Origin of the sequence: Kribbella orskensis (assembly GCF_004342085.1) — a bacterium.
In the GTDB taxonomy this organism is placed as follows: domain Bacteria; phylum Actinomycetota; class Actinomycetes; order Propionibacteriales; family Kribbellaceae; genus Kribbella; species Kribbella orskensis.
The window spans coordinates 349,854-369,590 of sequence record NZ_SLWM01000001.1 but is presented as its reverse complement, the minus strand read 5'-3'; the positions used below and the strand labels follow the sequence as shown (position 1 = coordinate 369,590).

General features: G+C 69.2%; 20 protein-coding genes. 14 read left to right on the top strand and 6 right to left on the bottom strand.

All coding sequences use genetic code 11. The features are described from left to right. Nucleotides 1-64 precede the first annotated feature (64 nt). Both EV644_RS01850 and EV644_RS44345 read left to right on the top strand, forming a co-directional pair. Nucleotides 65-1,378 (top strand): hypothetical protein, encoded by a 1,314-nt coding sequence (locus tag EV644_RS01850; RefSeq protein ID WP_199239597.1) that lies wholly within the window; start codon nucleotides 65-67, stop codon nucleotides 1,376-1,378. After that, a complete protein-coding gene (locus tag EV644_RS44345) occupies nucleotides 1,375-1,515 on the top strand; it encodes a hypothetical protein (protein WP_158292716.1) in 141 nt (46 codons plus the stop codon). The genes EV644_RS01850 and EV644_RS44345 overlap by 4 nt, the downstream gene beginning before the upstream one ends. A gap of 69 nt (nucleotides 1,516-1,584) precedes the next feature. Here EV644_RS44345 and EV644_RS01845 read toward each other — a convergent pair whose 3' ends face one another. Further along, nucleotides 1,585-2,340: a MerR family transcriptional regulator gene (locus EV644_RS01845; protein ID WP_132187262.1), complete on the bottom strand. Its 756-nt coding sequence runs from the start codon at nucleotides 2,338-2,340 to the stop codon at nucleotides 1,585-1,587. A 103-nt stretch (nucleotides 2,341-2,443) separates the two neighbouring features. Here EV644_RS01845 and EV644_RS01840 point away from each other — a divergent pair, with 103 nt between their 5' ends. The 6 genes from EV644_RS01840 to EV644_RS01815 all read left to right on the top strand — a co-directional run bounded on the left by EV644_RS01840 (nucleotide 2,444) and on the right by EV644_RS01815 (nucleotide 10,578). Further along, the gene (locus tag EV644_RS01840; RefSeq protein ID WP_132187263.1) at nucleotides 2,444-4,249 is read left to right on the top strand and encodes a hypothetical protein; all 1,806 of its coding nucleotides are present in this window, start codon (nucleotides 2,444-2,446) and stop codon (nucleotides 4,247-4,249) included. 70 nt (nucleotides 4,250-4,319) lie between these two features. Beyond that, entirely contained in the window at nucleotides 4,320-5,291 is a 972-nt protein-coding gene (locus EV644_RS01835; protein ID WP_241997836.1) for an alpha/beta fold hydrolase, read from the top strand. Nucleotides 5,292-5,425: 134 nt separating this feature from the next. Next, a complete protein-coding gene (locus tag EV644_RS01830) occupies nucleotides 5,426-6,604 on the top strand; it encodes a CaiB/BaiF CoA transferase family protein (RefSeq protein WP_132187264.1) in 1,179 nt (392 codons plus the stop codon). A 242-nt stretch (nucleotides 6,605-6,846) separates the two neighbouring features. Further along, nucleotides 6,847-8,421, top strand: a complete 1,575-nt coding sequence (locus EV644_RS01825; protein WP_132187265.1) for a sugar ABC transporter ATP-binding protein — start codon at nucleotides 6,847-6,849, stop codon at nucleotides 8,419-8,421. Between the two features lie 104 nt (nucleotides 8,422-8,525). After that, nucleotides 8,526-9,545 (top strand): ABC transporter permease, encoded by a 1,020-nt coding sequence (locus EV644_RS01820; RefSeq protein ID WP_132187266.1) that lies wholly within the window; start codon nucleotides 8,526-8,528, stop codon nucleotides 9,543-9,545. Nucleotides 9,546-9,570: 25 nt separating this feature from the next. After that, the gene (locus EV644_RS01815) at nucleotides 9,571-10,578 is read left to right on the top strand and encodes a substrate-binding domain-containing protein (RefSeq protein ID WP_132187267.1); all 1,008 of its coding nucleotides are present in this window, start codon (nucleotides 9,571-9,573) and stop codon (nucleotides 10,576-10,578) included. An 83-nt stretch (nucleotides 10,579-10,661) separates the two neighbouring features. On the opposite strand, the gene EV644_RS01810 is transcribed toward EV644_RS01815, so the two are convergent. Then, nucleotides 10,662-11,657, bottom strand: a complete 996-nt coding sequence (locus EV644_RS01810; protein WP_132187268.1) for a LacI family DNA-binding transcriptional regulator — start codon at nucleotides 11,655-11,657, stop codon at nucleotides 10,662-10,664. Between the two features lie 119 nt (nucleotides 11,658-11,776). On the opposite strand from EV644_RS01810, the gene EV644_RS01805 reads away from it, so the two are divergent. From EV644_RS01805 to EV644_RS01795, 3 genes are read left to right on the top strand one after another with little or no spacing between them, the layout of a single operon-like run. After that, entirely contained in the window at nucleotides 11,777-13,207 is a 1,431-nt protein-coding gene (locus tag EV644_RS01805; RefSeq protein ID WP_132187269.1) for an NAD-dependent malic enzyme, read from the top strand. An 11-nt stretch (nucleotides 13,208-13,218) separates the two neighbouring features. After that, on the top strand, nucleotides 13,219-13,614 hold the full coding sequence (locus tag EV644_RS01800; protein WP_241997838.1) for a VanZ family protein: 396 nt from the start codon (nucleotides 13,219-13,221) through the stop codon (nucleotides 13,612-13,614). Beyond that, the gene (locus tag EV644_RS01795) at nucleotides 13,611-14,168 is read left to right on the top strand and encodes a YqgE/AlgH family protein (RefSeq protein ID WP_132187270.1); all 558 of its coding nucleotides are present in this window, start codon (nucleotides 13,611-13,613) and stop codon (nucleotides 14,166-14,168) included. Before EV644_RS01800 ends, EV644_RS01795 begins: the two co-directional genes overlap by 4 nt. 683 nt (nucleotides 14,169-14,851) lie before the next feature. Here EV644_RS01795 and EV644_RS01790 read toward each other — a convergent pair. Then, entirely contained in the window at nucleotides 14,852-15,115 is a 264-nt protein-coding gene (locus tag EV644_RS01790; protein WP_132187271.1) for a DUF3039 domain-containing protein, read from the bottom strand. Between the two features lie 140 nt (nucleotides 15,116-15,255). Here EV644_RS01790 and EV644_RS01785 point away from each other — a divergent pair, with 140 nt between their 5' ends. The 3 genes from EV644_RS01785 (at nucleotide 15,256) to EV644_RS01775 (ending at nucleotide 18,135) form a co-directional block, all read left to right on the top strand. After that, nucleotides 15,256-15,828 carry a Uma2 family endonuclease gene (locus EV644_RS01785; RefSeq protein ID WP_132187272.1) on the top strand — a complete coding sequence of 191 codons (573 nt, stop codon included), beginning with the start codon at nucleotides 15,256-15,258 and terminating at the stop codon, nucleotides 15,826-15,828. Between the two features lie 60 nt (nucleotides 15,829-15,888). Beyond that, complete coding sequence (locus EV644_RS01780; protein ID WP_439649145.1) at nucleotides 15,889-17,682, top strand: DEAD/DEAH box helicase; 1,794 nt, start codon at nucleotides 15,889-15,891, stop codon at nucleotides 17,680-17,682. Nucleotides 17,683-17,784: 102 nt separating this feature from the next. After that, complete coding sequence (locus EV644_RS01775) at nucleotides 17,785-18,135, top strand: hypothetical protein (RefSeq protein ID WP_132187274.1); 351 nt, start codon at nucleotides 17,785-17,787, stop codon at nucleotides 18,133-18,135. An 18-nt stretch (nucleotides 18,136-18,153) separates the two neighbouring features. Here EV644_RS01775 and EV644_RS01770 read toward each other — a convergent pair whose 3' ends face one another. The 3 genes from EV644_RS01770 to EV644_RS01765 form a co-directional block, all read right to left on the bottom strand. Further along, a complete protein-coding gene (locus EV644_RS01770) occupies nucleotides 18,154-18,636 on the bottom strand; it encodes a cupin domain-containing protein (RefSeq protein WP_132187275.1) in 483 nt (160 codons plus the stop codon). A gap of 72 nt (nucleotides 18,637-18,708) precedes the next feature. After that, nucleotides 18,709-18,846, bottom strand: a complete 138-nt coding sequence (locus EV644_RS44340; protein ID WP_158292715.1) for a hypothetical protein — start codon at nucleotides 18,844-18,846, stop codon at nucleotides 18,709-18,711. A gap of 18 nt (nucleotides 18,847-18,864) precedes the next feature. Beyond that, complete coding sequence (locus EV644_RS01765) at nucleotides 18,865-19,710, bottom strand: helix-turn-helix transcriptional regulator (protein WP_132187276.1); 846 nt, start codon at nucleotides 19,708-19,710, stop codon at nucleotides 18,865-18,867. Nucleotides 19,711-19,737: the final 27 nt, after the last annotated feature.

Here is a 19,737-nt window from a genome sequence, read left to right as displayed (position 1 = left end):
CTGGCTATGTGACATCGATCGTGTTACATTCGATCGGTCAGATAGCGAGCTGATCGGAGGCGCCGTGGCGCTGCTGATTCCGTTGCACGGTATCGGCGGGCGAGGGGACCTCCCGGTGCCGTTGTGGCTGGCGGTCTACTCGGCGGCCGCGGCGGTAGCGGTCTCGTTCTTGGCCCTGGCGGCCTTCTGGTCCCGGCCGCGTTTCGAACTCACCGCCGGTACGCCGGTCTCCTGGCTGACGTGGATCGTCGACGCTCGCGCGACCCGGTGGTTCCTCAAGGTCATCGGGCTGGCGGCGCTCGCGCTGCTGCTCGGCTCGGCGTGGTTCGGCAGCAGTTCGCCAAGCCTCAACCCGGCGCCGACCTGGCTCTGCGTCTGGATCTGGGTCGGCACCATCCCGCTCTCGCTGCTCTTCGGCCCGATCTGGCGGCTCGCCAACCCGCTGCGCACTCTCGCTGCGTTCGTCTCGCGCAAGACCTACCGCGACCTCCCCGACGGCATCGCCTACTGGCCGGCGGTCGCGGGACTGGCCGGCTTCCTCTGGCTGGAACTCGCCTACCCGGACGGCTCCGAGCCGCTGGTGGTCGCGATCTTCGTGACGACCTGCACGCTCGTGAACGTTGCCGCCGGCATCGTCTACGGCCCGCGCTGGTTCGCGATCGGCGACAGCTTCGAGGTGTACGCCGAGGTGCTCGCCAAGCTGAGCCCGATCGGTCGCGACGACCAGCGCCGACTCGTACTGCGGAACCCGCTCGCCGGACTGGCCACGATCCCGCAGGAGCCGGGCATCGTCGGACTGCTCTGCTTGTTGCTCGGGTCAACCGCCTTCGACGGCATCAGCAGATGGTCCGCCTGGACGAACCTGACCGGCGAACTCAGCCGCACCGGACACATCGCGGTACACACGGCTGGTCTGCTCGCTGCAGTCGCCTTGGTGTCCGGGTTGTTCGTGCTCGCGGCGCGGGCGACCGGTACCGCGCGGGTCCGGGCCGGGGCCGTGGGCAATGCCGGACTGCCCGGGGCGTTCGTCCACTCGCTGGTGCCGATCGCGATCGGGTACGCGGTGGCGCACTACTTCTCGTTCGCGATGTTCCAGGGCCAGGAAGGGGTGCTGCTGGCAACGGATCCGCTCGGCCGCGGCTGGGACCTGCTCGGCATCGGTGACGCGCGCATCGACTACGCCTTCCTGGGTACCGGGCTGATCGCGGGGGTCCAGATCGGCGCGATCGTGCTCGGACACCTCACCGGGGTGGTGTCCGCCCACGATCGCGCCGCCGGGCTCTTCCGGCGGCGGCAGCTGCGGCGCGCGCAGTACCCGATGCTTGCGGCGATGGTTGCCTTCACGGCCGGTGGGATCGCGCTGGTGACGGCCTCATGATCGTCTTGCACCTGGGTGGCATTCCCGAGACCGCGATGTTCCTCGGCCCGATCCTGCTGATCATCGCCTTCCTGAAGATCGCCCGCCGCAACGAAGCCGACGCGGTCGACGACGAGGACGACTGGGATACAGAGTAGACAGCGGTTCAGCGGACCTTTACGGCGGCGGCTGCGATAACTGGCCGCTCAATTCTCTGGAGCGTCGGGTCAGCCGGTGGAGGAGGCGGTGTCCGGAGGGAGGCCGAGTTCTTGGTAGGCGGCGATCTCGATCTCGCGGCCCATCGCCTCGCGGAAGGCGGCGACGAGGGCCTGGCCGGCCAGCGGGATGATGTTCTCCAGGGTGCGCTGGATCTCGGGCCAGCCGTCGGCCGGCATCCCGGCGTCGGCGAACTGCCGCCAGACCGTACCGCGGAACAGCTCGACGTAGATCTTGGCGACCTCGTCGGCCTGGTGGAACAGCTTCGGCAGCATCTCGAAGATCGCCTCCAGCGGGACGCCGAGCTTGATCACCTCGAGGCCGGTGCGGAGGAGATCCGGGTTCGGGATCCGCAGCCGGCCGTCGTCCTGCCGCTCGGCGATGCCCAGCTCGACCAGCTTGGCGATGGTGGCGGCGTTGTGCGGGATGCCCGCGCGCTCGGCCAGCTGGAGCTCGGTGATCACCTCGGGCTCGGTCGGCGTCCACGGGCTGACCAGCGTCTCGAAGACCCCCAGCGCGAGTGCGCCGTCGGGGAGCTCGCTCATCATCCGCTCGACCGCGGACAGCGTGTAGCCCTTGTCGAGCAGCTCGCGGACGAGCGTGAGCCTGGCCACGTGGTCGGCGCCGTAGTACCCGGTGCGGCCGACCAGGCGGGGCGGCGGGATCAGCCCGCGGCCGGCGTACGCACGCACGTTGCGGACCGTCATGCCCACCTTGGCGGCGAGCTGGTCGACCGTGAACTCCTCGCTGGCCGACTCCGCCGGCATCTGTCCTCCCACCCTTGACAGTGTTGCAGACTCCACGTTACATATCTTATGTAACATCAGTCATGGCGCATGCCGACTGTAGGACCTAGCGAGAGGAGTGCCGATGTCCGTCCCGCTGGCGGCTTCGACCGGAACCGCGACGTTCGACCAGATCGCGATCGTCACCGGGCTTGTCTCGCTGCTGTACCTCGCACTCGCCGTGCTGCTGTGGCGCGAACGCACCGGACGGTCCACGCTGGTAGGGAGACTTGCGGACACCATCGGGAGACTGGACGGAGTCCCCCGATGGGCCGCGATCACCCCGTACCTGCATGCGGTCTCGCTGCTCGCCTGCGCCTTCGGGGTCTGGTGGGACATCGCGGTGCACATCGACAAGGGCCGCGACATCGGCCCGTTCGGCACCCCGGCGCACTACCCGATCTTCTTCGGCATCCTCGGCGTGATCGTGTCCGGCGTGCTGCCGATCGCGCTCGCCCGCAAACCGCTGCCCGCCCGGACGATCAAGCTGACCAAGGGTTGGCGGATCCCGTGCAGTGCGGCGCTGGTCACCTTCTGCGGCATGTTCGCGCTGGTCGGGTTCCCGATGGACGACGCGTGGCACCGGCTGTTCGGCGAGGACGTCACCCTGTGGGGTCCGACGCATCTGCTGATGATCGGCGGCGTGGTGCTGTCGATCTTCGCCCGGCTGCTGGCGTCCGCCGAGGTCGAGCAACTGGCCGGCATCAACCTGCGCCGCCGGTTCCAGGAGATCGTTGCCGTCGGCGCCTTGCTGATCGCCTGGGACCTGTTCAGCACCGAGTTCAACTACGGCGTGCCGCAGTTCCCGTTGATCCTGCAGCCGATCCTGATCGTGTTCGGCGCCGCGCTGGCGTTCGCGCTGCTGCGTGCCCGGCGCGGTCCGGGTACGACGTTCGGCGCGCTGGCCGTCTACCTGATCATCCGCGGCGGTATCGCCTGGGCGGTGAACCAGCCGCTGGGGGAGATCCTCAGCCACTTCCCGCTGCTGATCGTCGAGGCCGTCATCGTCGAGGTCGTCGCGCTTGCCCTGGGCAACAAGAACCGCTTCCGCCTGGGCCTGGTCTCCGGCGCGCTGATCGGGACCGCCGGCGTGCTCGCGGAGTACTGGTGGAGCACGGTGTGGATGCCGATCCCGTGGCCCTCGTCGATGATCCCGTCCGCCTTGGGTTTCGGGGTGGTCGCCGGGATCGGCGCGGGTCAGGTCGGCGCGTGGCTGGCCACCCGGTACGCCGAGGTCGCGGGCGAGGTCCGAGCCACCCCGTCGGTACGCCGTACTCACCAGCTCGGCGCGATCGGGCTCGTCGCAGTACTGGCGGTTCTCTTCTTCTGTGTGCCGCGGTCGGCTGATCCCGGCGTGAGTGGGACGATCACGCTCGACCGGGTGGCCACCGGTGCCGAGCCGACGGCGTACGTGACGGTGAAGCTCCAGCCGGCCGACGCCGCGGTGGATGCGCGTTGGTTCGAGGCGATGTCGTGGCAGGGCGGCGGGTTCATGACGCACCGGATGGTGAAGGTTGCCGACGGCAGCTACCGGTCGGCCGAGCCGCTTCCGATGTACGGCAAGTGGAAGTCGATGGTCCGGCTGCACCAGGGACAGCGGGACATGGTCGCGATGTGGGTCTACGCACCGGAGGACCTGGCGATCCAGAAGCCGGCGGTGCAGGTTTCCGACGGGCAGATGGTCGAGTTCATCGGCGAGCAACAGGTGCTGCGCCGCGAGGAGCGGACCGACGTACCGCGGTGGATGTGGAACGGCGGCTACGCGTTGCTCGCGGTGGTCGGGTCGGTGGAGATCCTCGGGATCGCCTGGCTCGTCGGCCGAGGTGCTCGCGGTGGACGGATGCGGGCCGCGCACCTGGAGTCGCAGGAGCGGGCGAGGGAGATCGCGTGACCGGCTTGCGGACCAAGCAGCAGCGGCGCGAGGGTGGACTGGGCGAGTGGACTGACAAACTGGGGAAGATATGACGATTCAGGCGGACCGTACGGGGGTGGTGACTCCGGACGGCGTGCGGTTGCACGTGGAGACCAGTGGGTCGGCGGATGCGCCGGTGACCGTGGTTCTCGCGCACGGCTGGACGTGTTCGACCCGGAGCTGGCACCACCAGCTCGAAGGGTTGCCGCGGGTGGTCGGCTCGTCCGCAGTACGCGTCGTCGCGTACGACCATCGCGGGCACGGGCGGTCCGATGCCGCACCGGTCGGGACCACCCGGATCGAGCAGTTGGCCGATGATCTCGTCACCGTGCTCGACGAAGTAGTCGGGGACGGGCCGGTCGTGTACGCCGGGCACTCGATGGGCGGGATGACCTTGATGGCGCTGGCGGACCAGCATCCGGAGTTGTTCGGCTCGCGGATCGCCGGTGCGGCATTGGTGAGTACGTCGTGCGGGCGGATCTCATCGCGCGCATTCGGGCTACCCGCGCGGTTCGACGGTGCCACGGCGGTGGTCGCGCCGCGGGCGATGAACCTTGCGGGCGAACGGATCGAGCGCCGGGCTCTGCGTCGGGCCACCCGGGGGTCCGAAGCCGCTGTACGGGCTCAACGAGCCGCCTGGGTGGAGTTGGCGTCGACGCGGATGCGACGGCCCGCAGTACGGCAGTTGGTGTTTGGCAAGAAGGCGGATCCGGCCGAGGTGGACATCCTGATGGCGGATCTGGCGCACACGCCCGGGCGGTCCTTCAGCGGCTTCTTCGAGGCGATCACCCGCCACGAGCTCGGGCATGCGTTGAAGGCGCTCGAGGGGATCCCGGTGGAGATCATGCACGGTACGCGGGACCGGCTGTTGCCGCCGCGGCACGGCAACCGGATGGCGCACGAACTGCCATCAGCGCGGCTGTGGATGTACCCGGGCGCCGGGCACATGCTCATGCAGGAGCGGCCCCGGGACGTGACGCAACGCCTCGCCTCCCTGGTACGCCGTACCGCCGCCGCCTAGCCGCGTCCACCCGCCGTGAACGCACGGGCCACGCGTGGTCCGCCATCACCACCCGGTACGCCGCCGCGGTTGGTTCGTCGGAAATGAGTAACGCGTCACGGCCGACAGGTGCGCCACTCGCCTAGTGTGGCGAGGTGCAGAATCTGCTTTCGGATGTCCTGGTCGTGGACCTGACCCGAGCGCTCGCGGGACCGCAGGCAGCCATGATGCTGGGGGACCTCGGGGCCCGGGTGATCAAGGTCGAGTCGCCCGACGGTGGCGACGACAGCCGGGGCTGGGGGCCGCCGTTCGTCGGGCCCGAAGGCGAGCAGGAGTCGACGTACTTCCTCTCCGCCAACCGGAACAAGGAATCCGTCACCGCGGACCTGAAATCGGCCGAGGGCAAGGAGTTCCTGACCGCGCTGGCCCGCAAGGCGGATGTGCTGATCGAGAACTTCCGGCCCGGGGTACTCGACCGGCTCGGGTTCTCCGTCGAGCGGCTGCACGAGCTCAACCCGGGGCTGGTGATCCTGTCGATCACCGGGTTCGGACACGACGGACCCGAGGGCGGACGCGCGGGGTACGACCAGATCGCGCAGGGCGAGGGCGGGCTGATGAGCATCACCGGCGCGGTCGAGCCCACCAAGACCGGAGTACCGATCGCCGATCTGCTGGCCGGCATGTACGGCGCTTACGGGGCGCTCGCCGCGCTCCATGAGCGGAGCATCACCGGCAAGGGGCGCGTGGTGCGTACGAGCCTGCTGGCGTCGGTGGTCGGGGTGCATGCGTTCCACGGCACGAAGTGGACGGTGGCGGGTGAACTGCCCGAACGCGTGGGGAACCACCACGCGCAGATCGCGCCGTACGGGATGTACCACACGGCCGACGACATCATCCAGGTCGCCGTCGGCAGCGAAGGGCAGTGGCGCACCTTCGCCCCCATCGTCGGGCTGGACCCCTTGGACGAGCGCTTCGCCACGAACTCCTCCCGCGTAGCCCACCGCGACGCCCTGACCGCCGCCATCGAGTCCGCCTTCGCCGAGGCTCCCGCCGACGTGTGGCTCGCTCGCCTGTCGGAGGCCGGAATCCCCTCGGGCAAGGTCCGCGACTTCCAACAGGTCTACGAGTGGGACCAAACCCTCTCCCAGGGCCTCCTCATCGAAGTCGACCACCCAACCCTCGGCCGCATCAACCTCCCCGGCCCACCCCTCCGCTTCGACAACAACCCCCACGCCGGCGCCCGCCAAACCAACCTCCCCCCACCCCGCCTGGGCGAACACAACACCTCCGTCAGAGCCTGGCTCGACGAAGGCCCGACCGCCAGCACTCAGTAAGCGGTGCCGTCGGGCTGGGCTCACGCGTGGCGGCCCGGTCCTGGGGCGGCAGTTCGGGGGTTGGTGAGTGGTGGCGGTCCGCGACCCCTCGATGGGCTGCGGCGACCTGGTCTCGCGAGGGGTGCGCGGGTGGTGGTTAAGGGGTCACGGTTGGGGGTGGGGTGGGGGTGAGGGGTTGACGGGTCGAGGAGCTCGGGTCTAGCGTCCGGGAAATCGATTACTCACCCGATCGCGGAGGTGCCATGGCCGAGGTCGCCGACCTGGTCCGGATGTCCCGGATCGGCAAGCGGTACGGCGGTGTACAGGCCTGCCGGGAGGTCGACTTCACCCTGGGCGCGGGTGAGGTGCACGCCTTGCTGGGGGAGAACGGCGCCGGCAAGAGCACGCTGATGAAGATCCTGTCCGGCGACGTCACGGAGTACGACGGGCAGATCGAGATCAACGGCCGGAACGTCAGCTTCGCCGGCCCGACAGACGCGCAGGCGGCCGGGATCGCGATGATCCACCAGGAGCTCGACCTGGTCCCCGGTCTGTCGGTCGCGGACAACATCTTCCTCGGCCGCGAGCTCCGCACCCGCTGGAAGACGGTCGACCGCCGCCGGATGGAACGCGAGGCGCGCACCCTGCTCGAACGCAGCGGCGTCAACCTCGACCCCCGCCGCCCGGTCGGCGAGCTCCGCGTCGGCGAGCAACAACTCGTCACCATCGCGAAGGCGATCTCGCTCGACGCGCGGGTGCTGATCATGGACGAGCCGACCTCCGCGCTCACCACCTCCGAGGTCGAACGCCTCTTCGTGGTGATCCGCGAACTGCGCCGCGGCGGCGTCGGCATCGTCTACATCTCGCACCGGATGGAGGAGATCGCGCAGGTCGCGGACCGCGCGACGGTACTGCGCAACGGGCAGTTCGTGTCCAGCTTCGACCCGCGCAAGCTCAGCACCGCGGAGGTGGTCGAGGCGATGGTCGGACGCCCCGTGCAGACCATGTTCACCACCCCCGACGCCGCCACCGGCGACGAACTCCTCCGCGTCGACAACCTTGTCCTCAAACCACGCCGCCCACGACCGGGTCGCCGCGACCCCGACGGCATCTCCCTGACGGTCCGCTCCGGGGAGATCGTCGGCCTGGCCGGGCTGCTCGGCGCGGGCCGCACGGAGTTGCTCGAGACCCTGTACGGCGTTGCGCCGGGCGGGGCACGCTCGGGGCGAATCGTCCTGCAGGGCAAGGAGATCCAGCCACGCAGCCCGCGGCACGCGTTGAGCCAGGGGATCGGGTTCGTCCCGGAGGACCGGCGCACCTCGGGGCTCGTGCTCTTCCACTCGATCCTGGCGAACACGGTGGTCTCCAGCCTCCCGGCGTACGGGCGGCTCGGGGTGATCGCGCGGCGGATGGAGCGCGCGGCATCCGTGCGGATGGCCGATCGGTTGCGGCTGAAGTTCGGCCGGCTGCAGGACGACGTGGGGACGCTGTCGGGCGGGAACCAGCAGAAGGTCGTGTTCGGGCGGATGCTGCTGACCGAGCCGCGGCTGTTGCTGCTCGACGAGCCCACCCGCGGCGTCGACATCGGCGCCAAGTCCGAGATCTACCGCCTGCTGGGCGAACTGGCCGGGCAGGGCATCGGAGTACTGCTGGCTTCGTCAGAGCTGCCGGAGCTGGTCGGTGTCTGCGACCGCGTGGTCGTACTGCGGGACGGGCGCGACGTGGCGTCGTTCAGTACGGCCGATTCGAGCGAAGGTGATCTGCTCGCCGCCGCGATGGGAGACCGTGCCGTATTTGAAGGCAGGGCCGTGTTCGAAGAGGTCGGAGGACCGCAGTGACCAACGCTCAGGACAGATCGGCAACGGACTCGGCAACGGCGCCGGCGGAAGTCGACCGGCCTACGGGCGCTGTTCCGTCGACGACGGCGGCGGGGGCGACGGCCGTGAGCGCTGCGAAGGCGCCGACGGCAGTCGCCGAGACCTCGGGTGGTGTGGTCGCGACACTGTTCCGGTTCCAGAGTGTGTTCGGGCTGCTCGCGGTGTTCATCGCGGCGATCATCTTCTCGCCCCGGCGCGACGGCGAGATCCTCTTCCTCAGCGCGGACAACCTCGCCAACGTCGTCCGCGCGGTCTCCGAGATCGGCATCATCGCCGTCGGGATGACGTTCGTGATCCTGATCGGCGGCATCGACCTCTCGGTCGGCGCCGTGCTCGGCCTGGCCGCGGTCGGCTCCGCAGTACTGATGGTCGAGAACGACTGGGGTTTCCTGCCGTCGATCGTCGTGGTGCTGGCGATCGGCCTGGTCTTCGGCGCGCTGCAGGGCATGGCGACGGCGATGATCGGGATCCAGTCCTTCATCGTGACGTTGGCAGGCCTGCAGATAGCCAGAGGTCTGGCCCGGATCTGGTCCGACGGCCAGGGCGTGGCCATTGCCTACGGCAACGGTCCGGACGAGGCGCCGGACTCGTTCGCGATCCTGGGCGAACGCACCTTCGGCGGCCTGGTCCCGATCCCGGTGCTGATCTTCGCGGTGGTCGCGATCGCCGCCATCGTCTTCCTCCGGGTCAGCGCCTTCTCCCGGCACCTGTACGCAGTCGGTGGCAACGAGAAGGCGGCTCGCCTGTCGGGTGTGCCGGTGATCCGGGTCAAGATCGCGGTGTTCGCGATCTGCGGGCTGCTCGCCTCGCTGGCCGGCATCGTGCACGCGGTCCAGCTGAACCAGGGCGGCCCGAACGACGGCATCGGCTACGAGCTCGACGCGATCGCCGCGGTGGTGATCGGTGGGACCAGCCTGGCCGGCGGCCGGGGATCCGTCGCGGGCACGGTGGCCGGCGCGCTGCTGCTCGGAGTACTGAACAACGTGCTCGCCCTCAACAACATCGACTCCAACATCCAGCTCCTGATCAAGGGACTCGTGATCGTCGCCGCGGCCGCGCTGCAACGGCTCCGTCCCGCTTCGTGAGGCTCCGCCCAGAGAAAGGCTCGACATGCGAAACCTGAAAGCCCCGCTGGCCGCCGCGGCCGTTGCCGCCCTGGTACTCGCCGGCTGTGGAACCACCAGTGAACGAACCTCGGCCGAGCCGCAGGCCGGCAGTTCCAAGGAGTGCAAGGGTGCCGACGGCAAGTACACGATCGGGATGAGCCAGGCGAACGTCGCCGAGCCCTACCGGCAGCGGATGGACGACGACATCAAGGCGGCGGCCAAGGACGTGCCGCAGTTCGAGGTGAAGTTCGCCGACGCGGCGCAGGACAACGCCAAGCAGGTCGCCGACGTGGAGAACTACCTCACCCAGCAGATCGACCTGCTGATCATCAGCCCGAACGAGGCCAAGCCGCTCACCGCCGTGGTGAAGAAGGCCTTCGACAAGGCGATCCCGGTGATCGTGCTGGACCGCAAGGTCGAGGGTGACGCGTACACCGGCTTCATCGGCGGCGACAACGTCGAGATCGGTACCGCGGCCGGCAAGTTCGTGGCCGAGAAGCTGCTGCCGAGCGGCGGCAACGTGGTCGAGATCAAGGGCCTGGCCGGCGCCACCCCGCAGGCCGAGCGCAACCAGGGCTTCGCGGCCGGGATCAAGCCGAACCCGAAGATCAAGATCATCGCCACCGCCAGCGGCGACTGGCTGCGCGAGAAGGGCCAGGCGCAGATGGACGCGCTGCTCAAGGCCAACCCGAAGATCGACGTGGTCTACGCGCACAACGACCCGATGGCCGAGGGTGCGTACCTGGCGGCGAAGGCGGTCGGCCGGGAGAAGGAGATGAAGTTCATCGGCATCGACGCGCTGCCGATCCCGTCCGGCGGCATCAAGGCGGTCGAGCAGGGCCGCCTGAGCGCCACCTTCACCTACCCGACCAACGGCAAGGAAGCGATCGCCGCGGCGAAGAAGATCCTGGTCGACTGCGGCACCATCGAGAAGACCCAGACCCTCCAGACCCGCCTGATCGACAAGTCCAACGCCGCCTCCATCTACGCCGAAGAAGACCCCACCGGCTGACCCACCCGCTGACCCACCCGCGACGCCCTTGCGTCCGAAGAAGTGCGGAACCCGCTCCGCGCTTCTTCGAACGCAAGCCGTCGTCAGCCGCGGTGGGAGGAGCCGCGTTCGATCAGGCGGGCGCCCAGGGTGGTGGTGGTCGCAGGGCGGCTGCTGTCGGCGATTCTTGCCAGTAGCAACCTCGCGGCCACGGTGCCGATCTCGTACGCCGGCTGGGCGACCACCGAGAGCGGCGGATCCACCAGCTCCGCCCAGGGCGCGTCGTCGAAGGCAACCATCCCGACATCCCTGCCCGGCCGGATCCCGTGCTCCTGCAGCGCCTGCAGAACACCCACCGCCATCGCGCTGTTCGCGACGAGCAACGCGTCCGGCGGCTCGGCCTGGTCGAGCAGATCCTGCGCCGCCCGCCGAGCCCCCACCGCCTTGTACTCCGTACGCCGTACCAGCTTGGTCGTACTGCGAAGTCGGGCGGCCTTGAGCGCGTCGCGATACCCCGCGAGCCGGTCGTCCGCAGTACGGACGCCGAGTGGTCCGGTGATACAGCCGATCCGGTCGTAGCCCTGGGCAATCAGGTGCGCGGTGGCCTGCCTCGCGGCGAGCCTGGTGTCGACCAGCACGACGTCGCTCTCCTGCTCCGGCAACGGCCGGTCCACCGCCACGAACGCAGTACCGCGGCTGGTCAGCTTCTCGACGCTGGTCGTCGTACCACTGGGGGACAGGATGACGCCCGCGACGCGTTCCTGGATCGCGATGTCGATGTAGCGGTTCTCCTTGTCGGCGCTCTCGTCGGAGTTGCACAGCACCACGGAGTAGCCGACCTGGTGCGCGACGTCCTCGACGCCGCGGGCGATCGCGGTGAAGAACGGGTTCTCGACGTCGGAGATGATCAGCGCGACGACCGCGGCCTCCTGGCGGCGCAGGTTCCGCGCCGGGCCGTTCGGCTGGTAGCCGAGCTCCTCGGCGGCCTGGCGGACCCGGGCGGCCAGGTCGCGATCGACGGTGGACTTGCCGTTCAGCGCCCGCGAGACGGTGGCCGTGGAGACCCCGGCCCGGGCCGCGACATCACTGATGGTGGCCACGTCCGCCCTCCCTTCGACGCCTCAGGGTAGCTTGCGAGTAAAGGATTACCCAGCCGATCCGGGTGGACGCAATGTACGGAACCTGCGGGCGGTCCGGGCGTCGTGAGAAGATCGCGGGCGTGACAGCCTTGCCGAGCGTTTCCTACTCCATCACCGTCCGCCTCGAGGTCCCTGCCGGTGGCTCGACGGTGAGCAAACTGACGACCGCCGTCGAGCAGGCCGGTGGCCTCGTCACCGCCCTCGACGTGACGGCCTCCGGCCACGAGCGGCTGCGCATCGACGTGACCTGCGCGGCCGCCGACACCGAGCACGCCGGCCGCCTGGTCGAGGCGATGCGCGCGGTACCGGGCGTCGAGATCGGCCGGGTCTCCGACCGGACGTTCCTGATGCACCTCGGCGGCAAGATCTCGATGGAGGCCAAGCACCCGATCCGCAACCGTGACGACCTGTCGATGATCTACACCCCGGGGGTGGCGCGGGTCTGCCTGGCGATCGCGGCCAACCCCGACGACGCCCGCCGGCTGACGATCAAGCGCAACAGCGTCGCCGTGGTCACGGACGGCTCCGCGGTACTCGGACTCGGCAACCTCGGACCGAAGGCCGCCCTGCCGGTGATGGAAGGCAAGGCTGCCCTGTTCAAGCGGTTCGCCGGGATCGACGCGTGGCCGTTGTGCCTGGACACCCAGGACACCGAGGCGATCATCCAGGTGGTCAAGGCGATCGCGCCCGGGTTCGCCGGCATCAACCTGGAGGACATCTCCGCGCCGCGCTGCTTCGAGATCGAGGCCCGGCTGCGCGAGGAACTGGACATCCCGGTCTTCCACGACGACCAGCACGGTACGGCGGTCGTCGTACTGGCCGCGCTCCTCAACGCGCTGCGGGTGGTCAACAAGGAGATCAGCAACGTGCGGGTGGTGCTGTCCGGCGCGGGTGCGGCCGGTACGGCGATCCTCAAGCTGCTGATCGCCGCGGGCCTCAAGGACACGATCGTCGCCGACATCGCCGGGGTCATCCACCTGGAGCGCGACGGGCTGTCCCCGGAGCTGCGCTGGATCGCGGAGAACACCAACGCCGCGAAGTACAGCGGAGACCTGAAGGGCGCGCTTTCCGGAGCCGACGTGTTCATCGGCGTCTCGGCGCCGAACATCCTGAACGGCGACGACATCGCCACCATGAACGAGGACGCCATCGTCTTCGCGCTGGCGAACCCGGACCCCGAGGTCGACCCGGCGGCGGCGCACGAGCACGCGGCCGTGGTCGCGACCGGCCGGAGCGACTTCCCGAACCAGATCAACAACGTGCTGGTCTTCCCGGGCGTCTTCCGCGGTCTGCTGGACGCGCAGTCCTCCTCGGTGTCGATCGAGATGGAACTGGCCGCCGCCCGTGCGCTGGCCGGGGTGGTCACCGACGACGAGCTGAACGCGGACTACATCGTGCCCAGCGTCTTCCACCCGGAGGTGCACACAATGGTCGCGCACGCCGTTCGCGACGCCTGCGGAGGCAAGGCGCCGGCGGCGGAAGTGTTCCCGGACGACTCCCCGTCACTTTGAGCACGAGCGCTGTGAAGTCGTCCGGCCCACGTGCAGTCTGGCGGGTCCGGTTGTGGCGGACCGCGTTCGTACTGGCCTGCCTGATTCACCTGTACGGGCTGTACTCGCCGCACCAGGCCGGACCCGAGGCGAGCTTCCCGCTCGAGGACAAGCTGGCCCACCTGCTGCTGTTCGGCTCGGTCGCCTACCTCGGCCTGCGCGTCGGCGTACCGGCTCGGTGGTTGCTTCCGGTGCTGGCCGCGAACTCGGTCGTCAGTGAGTTGGTCCAGCACTTCCTGCTGCCGCAGCGCAGCGGGGATCCCCTGGACACGGTCGCGGATCTCTGCGGGCTGGCGCTGGGTGCCTGGCTGGGCTTTCGGGCTCTGCGGGCCCAAAAGGTTGCCGGGCACGACATGATGGGTGCATGACGGCCTCGACCCTGACCGGTTCGCTGCTGGTGGCGACCCCGTTGCTCGACGAGCCGCCCTTCCGCCGCTCGGTGATCCTGCTGCTGGACCACGACGAGGACGGCGCACTCGGGGTGGTGGTGAACCGTGCCGCCGACCTGGAGGTCGACCGGGTGCTGTCCGACTGGTCGACCACCGTCAGCGAGCCGGGCGTGCTCTTCATGGGCGGCCCGGTCGGCACCGACAGCGCCCTCGCGGTCGCCGAGGTGATCGAGTCCGCCGACCCACCGGGCTGGCGCGGATGCTTCGGCCGCATCGGCCTGATCGACCTGGACGTCCCGCCTGCCCTGCTCGAGGGTGCGATCCAGCGAATGCGCATCTTCGCCGGCTACGCGGGCTGGAGCAGCGGCCAGCTCGAAGGCGAGATCACCGAAGGCGCCTGGTATGTCGTCCCCTCGGAGCCCGACGACGTCTTCAGCCTCCACCCCGACAGCCTCTGGCGCCGAGTCCTCCGCCGCCAAGGCGACCAAATGGCGTACCTGGCGACCTATCCGGACGACCCCACGCAGAACTAGCTGGTACTGCCCCACGCGGCTCCTACGTCGCCGCTCAGCGAATGCCAGGCGGTCGCAGTGGAGCGAACAATCGCCGGACGGGCCCGGGGTGGTTCGCCGTTACGCCCCGCGTACTTCGCGCCGCAGTGCGAGGCGGTCTCGTCCCAGGCCGCCGCGAGGCTGTCAGGCGTCCGGCTCGTCTTACAAGAAGTCCACCTCGAGCTGCTGCTTCGGCACGCCTGTACCGATCGACAGGAAGAGGTCGCTCGCGAGGTCAACCTCCACACCTATCGACGCGGTTGAGGGGCGCAGTGAACGCAGTACTCCCTGTCGTTGCGTACGCCGCTTGCCCGTCCTCGCCAATTGCCGGGCACGCTTCCACCTTCCAGCCCGCTTCACCCACCCAGAGGAAAGCCCACCCCCACGGCTTGCCCGAGTCGTTGAGACTCATCCGCCATCAGCTCGCACCCACCATGCCCCGCGACTCCTCCGTCGGCCACGCAAGTTACTAGGCAGGCGTCCTCAGCCCGGGTATGCGGAGTACGGCGGAGCGGTTGAGAACGCGCAGTACGAGCGGCGGCCGGGAGCGCGCAGTACGAGCGCTGGCAGCGGCCGAACCCGCCCCTACAACTGCTGGCGAACTTGCTCGCGTGCCCGGCCAAGCACGCGAGTTTCTCGGCAGGCGACCTCAGGCTGGTTCGGCGCTACTCGTCGTTGTCGTCGTCGCCGGGGTTGAGGGAGTCCCAGATTTCCTTGCACTCCGGGCAGACCGGGAACTTCTGCGGGTCGCGGCTGGGCACCCAGACCTTGCCGCAGAGGGCGACGACCGGCGTGCCCATCACCATCGCCTCGGTCAGCTTGTCCTTCGGCACGTAGTGCGAGAACCGCTCGTGATCGCCCTCGTCCAGCGACGGCTTGGTGCGCTCGTCGATGACCGTCTCTGCGCCGGGGCTCAGCTGAGTACTCATGCCCAAGAGTGTAGGTCGCCCCGTCCACCAACACCCGCACTTTGTCCACAAGCCCGCACCAGAAACATCCCTGTGGACAACCGGGGCAGCCGGGGGCAGACGACGGCACGTTGTAGGCATGGACTACCGAAGGAGGCACCATGGGGCTCGTGGATCCTGTGCAGGACGACTACACCGTTCCCTGGCCACCCAACCGGCCGCTGACCAGGCACGACCTCGACCGGATGCCCCGTGACGGGCACCGGTACGAGCTCGTCGACGGCGCGCTGATCATGACGCCCGCGCCCTCACGCCTGCACCAGCGAGCCGTCGCGGCGGTCTACCGCGCGCTGTTCGCGGCCTGTCCCTGCGAGTTGGAGGTGCTATTCGCTCCACTTGATGTCGTCATAGCGCCCGACACCGTGATTCAGCCTGAGGTCCTGGTCGCTCGTCGCGAGGACTTCACCGAGCGGGATCTGCCCAAGGCGCCGTTGCTCGCGGTTGAGGTGTTGTCGCCGAGCACCAAGCGGGTCGACCTGATGCTGAAGTGGTCGCGGCTGGAGGCGGCCGGCTGTCCGGCGTACTGGGTGGTGGATCCCGACACGCCGAGCCTGATCGCGTGGGAGATGCGGGATGGGGCATATGCGCAGGTCGCGAAGGTCACCGGCGATGAGGTGGCGCGTCTGGAGGTGCCGTTCGCGGTGACGGTGGTGCCTGCCGATCTGACCTCGTAGGCGTTGTCGGGTAACGTTCCTGCACGGCCGACAGTCGACTATCGGGGGAGTATGCCGTCCGTGGATTCGCACGCGCCCGCACCACCTGCCGTGCTTCCTCCGGCCTATCCGGACCGCGCTGCTTGGGGTACTGCGAGCAAGCTGCGGGCCTGGCAGGCGGAGGCGCTCCAGCTGTACCTGGACCAGCAGCCGAAGGACTTCCTGGCGGTCGCGACGCCAGGCGCGGGGAAGACCACCTTCGCGCTGACGGTCGCTGCCGAGTTGCTGCATCGCCGGGTGATCGAGCGGATCACGGTGGTGACGCCGACCGAGCACCTGAAGGTCCAGTGGGCTGACGCAGCTGACAAGGCCGGGATTGCCATCGACCCGGCCTTCGCGGGTCGCCGGGGCCGGACGAACAAGGACTTCCAGGGCGTCGCGGTCACCTACGCGGGCGTGGCGGTGAACCCGCTCGCCTTCCGGGTCCGGACGGAGAAGTTCCGCACCCTGGTGATCCTCGACGAGGTGCACCACGGTGGCGACGCGCTGAGCTGGGGTGACGGAGTGCGGGAGGCGTTCGATCCCGCCACCCGGCGCCTGGCATTGACCGGTACTCCGTTCAGGTCAGACGACAACCCGATCCCGTTCGTCACGTACGAGCACGGCCACGACGGCGCCGCACGGAGCAAGGCGGACTACACGTACGGCTACGGCCACGCGCTGCGCGACCACGTCGTACGGCCGGTCATCTTCATGTCCTACTCGGGTGAGATGCGCTGGCGCACCAAGGCCGGCGACGAGGTCGCGGCGCGGCTCGGCGAACCGTTGACGAAGGACCTGACTGCCCAGGCCCTCCGTACTGCGCTCGACCCGACCGGCGAGTGGATGCCTGCGGTGCTGGCGGCTGCGGACAAGCGGCTGACCGAGGTACGACGGCACATGCCGGATGCGGGTGGGCTCGTCATCTCGGGCGACCAGAACACGGCGCGGGCGTACGCGAAGGTGCTCCGCGAGCTGACTGGCCAGGCGCCGACCGTCGTACTGTCCGACGAGAAGGCGGCGAGCAAGAAGATCGCCGCGTTCTCCGAGGGCGAGCAGCGGTGGATGGTCGCGGTCCGGATGGTGAGCGAGGGCGTCGACGTACCGCGGCTCGCGGTCGGGGTGTACGCCACGCCCACCTCGACTCCGTTGTTCTTCGCGCAGGCCGTCGGGCGCTTCGTGCGGGCGCGCAAGCGGGGTGAGACGGCATCGGTGTTCGTGCCGTCGGTGACCCGCCTGCTGAGCTTCGCGGCCGAGATGGAGGTCGAACGCGACCACGTCCTCGGCCGGAAGAACTCGAACGAGGACGGCGACATCTTCGCGCTCGAGGACGACCTGCTGGAGAAGGCGAACCAGGCCGAGGGAGCCAGCGACGACCTCGAGGCGAAGTTCGAGGCGCTCGGGTCGGACGCGACGTTCGACCGGGTGGTCTTCGACGGCGGCGACTACGGCACGGGTGGTGACATCGGGTCCGACGAGGAGCTCGACTTCCTCGGTCTGCCGGGGTTGCTAGAGCCCGACCAGGTCCGTGAGTTGCTCCGCAAGCGCCAGGCGAAGTCGCTGGCGGCGCAGAAGCGCTCGCGGCGCGGCGACCCGTCCGAGGACCGGGACCCGACGCCGAAGGAACTCGCCACCCACGAGCAGGTCTCCCTGCTCCGGCGCGAGCTCAACGGCCTGGTAGCCGCCTGGCACCACCGCACCGGTCAGCCGCACGGAGTCATCCACAACGACCTCCGCCGCAAACTGGGCGGCCCCGCCGCGGCCCACGCCTCCTCCACCGAACTCCGCGACCGCATCGAGCTCATCCGAGACTGGGCCACCCAACGCCGAGCCTGACCCACACCCGGACGCCGACCTCCTGGGCGCTGGTGGCTGCTGACGCCGCGCCTGGGGGTGGGATTGTTTGGGGGTGGGTGGTTGAGGTGGCAGGATCCGGTGATGAGTTATGACTTGGTGGTTTGGGTGGGGAAGCGGCCGGCGGATGCAGCCGAGGCTGATGAGCGGTATGAGGAAGTCATGGACCTGCTCGAGTCGAACGCCGACAACACACCACCCAACCCGCGCCTGGTGGCCTACGGCGCCGCCCTCGTTCGCCGCTGGCCGGAGCTCGACGATGCCTTCGACAGCCCGTGGGTCGTCTCCCCCCTGCTCGCCGACGCGGTCGGCGACGTCTTCCCGTTCAGCATCGACTCCAGTCGCGCCGACGAGGTCGCCCCGTACGCCGCCCGCCTGGCCGCCGAGCAGGGCCTGACCTGCTACGACCCCCAGGAAGGCGCCCTCCGCCCCTGACCACAACCCAGCCTGCGGTTACCGAGCTGGTGCGTTGGTGGCGGTGATCGGCGGGCCGAGGGTAGGGGACTTGTACCGCAGGCCCAGCGCGTCCAGCAGTGCCTCGTCGGGTGGACCGGGGCTGGACAGGACTTGCCCTTGTTCAGCGAAGAGATGCTCGATGCCCCCGGGAGTTGCGAAGGCGATGACGTGGAGCGGCGCGTCGGAGGCCGAGGCGAAGGTGTGAGGAGTCCCTTGGGGGACCCAGGCGAAGTCGCCTTCGCCGGCGAGGATCCGCTCGGCGCCGAGCTGGAACTCCAGTCGGCCGGATACGACGAAGAAGCCCTCGTCGACCTCGTCGTGCGAGTGGAGGACAGGACCCGAGGACCAGCCGGGCAGGGTGAACTCGCAGATGCTGAGTCGCCCGGCCGAGTCGCTGGCCACCAGCTTGAACGGCAGCATCGCGTTCTCGATGCGCGTCTCTCCGGCCGCCAGTACGAACGGCTCCGCCCGATCTGCCATCTCAGTCCCCCCGGTTCAGAAGCCCCTCGGCCTCAGTGTCGGCGAAGGGCGAATCCCTGTGAACAGGCCGTACTACCAACGGCAGACGCGGATGTGGTCGAGTTGCATCGACTCCTCGTGAACCGCCGGCGGGATCGCGGCGGACACGAACAGGTCGAGGATGAGGACGTGGTTGTTCGTCAGGTACACGGAGCGGAAATGTCGACTCACGCTGTGTGCCTTTAGGGCTCAAGAATCGGCCAGCAGCGACTGGGTCCCCACGACGTCGAGAAGCCGGAGAGCCTCGTCCGAGGAGGAGCCGGGCGCGGCGGTGTAGAGGATCACCCGCTGGTCGCGCTCGGGGATCACCAGCACCTCGCAGACCACGTCGATCCGGCCGACCGTCGGGTGGAAGATCGTCTGGCACATGCTCTGCTGGTTCGCGACCTCGTGCAGCGCCCAGATCCGGGCAAACTCCTCGCTGCCCCCGAGCAGATCCGCCACCAGCGCCGAGATCGCCGGATCGTCGGGATACCGGCCGGTCGCAGCGCGCAGATCGGCCGCCGTCTCCCGGGCGAACTCGGTCGTCGCCTCCTGCCCGAACCGCTCCCGCTGCCGGTCGCCGGAGAGGAACCGCAGCCGCAACAGATTCCGCTGCCGCGGCGGCATCGCTGAGAAGTCGGCGATCAGTGCGGCCGCCAGCGGATTCCACGCCAGCACGTCGTACTTCGCGTCGAGCACCAGAGCCGGTACGTCGAGCCGCGCCAGCATCCGCAGTACTCCGGTCCGCACCTCGGCTGGTGGTCCCGGCGGAGGCGCGGGCTGTTCGCCGGCCAGCCGGAAGAGGTGATCCCGCTCGGCGTCGGACAACCGCAACGCCCTGGCCAGTCCGGCGAGCACCGGCCGGGAGGGACGCGGTCCACGCCCTTGCTCCAGGCGCGTGTAGTAGTCGGTCGACATGGTGGCGAGGCTGGCGACTTCCTCGCGCCGCAGGCCCGGAGTACGGCGCCGGAGGCCTGCGGGCAGTCCCACATCGGCAGGGCGGAGGCCCTCCCGCCGGATGCGGAGGAACTCCGCCAACTGTGCCCTGTCCATGTCTCCAAGGATCTCAAGCGCGGAAAA

Excerpts from the sequence above, each read along its gene's own strand:
- EV644_RS01765 (WP_132187276.1), bottom strand. The coding sequence starts at position 19,710 with ATGGACAGGGCACAGTTGGCGGAGTTCCTCCGCATCCGGCGGGAGGGC.
- EV644_RS01770 (WP_132187275.1), bottom strand. The coding sequence starts at position 18,636 with ATGGCAGATCGGGCGGAGCCGTTCGTACTGGCGGCCGGAGAGACGCGC.
- EV644_RS01815 (WP_132187267.1), top strand. The coding sequence starts at position 9,571 with ATGCGAAACCTGAAAGCCCCGCTGGCCGCCGCGGCCGTTGCCGCCCTG.
- EV644_RS01845 (WP_132187262.1), bottom strand. The coding sequence starts at position 2,340 with ATGCCGGCGGAGTCGGCCAGCGAGGAGTTCACGGTCGACCAGCTCGCC.
- EV644_RS01835 (WP_241997836.1), top strand. The coding sequence starts at position 4,320 with ATGACGATTCAGGCGGACCGTACGGGGGTGGTGACTCCGGACGGCGTG.
- EV644_RS01795 (WP_132187270.1), top strand. The coding sequence starts at position 13,611 with ATGACGGCCTCGACCCTGACCGGTTCGCTGCTGGTGGCGACCCCGTTG.
- EV644_RS44345 (WP_158292716.1), top strand. The coding sequence starts at position 1,375 with ATGATCGTCTTGCACCTGGGTGGCATTCCCGAGACCGCGATGTTCCTC.
- EV644_RS01785 (WP_132187272.1), top strand. The coding sequence starts at position 15,256 with ATGGGGCTCGTGGATCCTGTGCAGGACGACTACACCGTTCCCTGGCCA.
- EV644_RS01790 (WP_132187271.1), bottom strand. The coding sequence starts at position 15,115 with ATGAGTACTCAGCTGAGCCCCGGCGCAGAGACGGTCATCGACGAGCGC.
- EV644_RS01840 (WP_132187263.1), top strand. The coding sequence starts at position 2,444 with ATGTCCGTCCCGCTGGCGGCTTCGACCGGAACCGCGACGTTCGACCAG.
- EV644_RS01775 (WP_132187274.1), top strand. The coding sequence starts at position 17,785 with ATGAGTTATGACTTGGTGGTTTGGGTGGGGAAGCGGCCGGCGGATGCA.
- EV644_RS01825 (WP_132187265.1), top strand. The coding sequence starts at position 6,847 with ATGGCCGAGGTCGCCGACCTGGTCCGGATGTCCCGGATCGGCAAGCGG.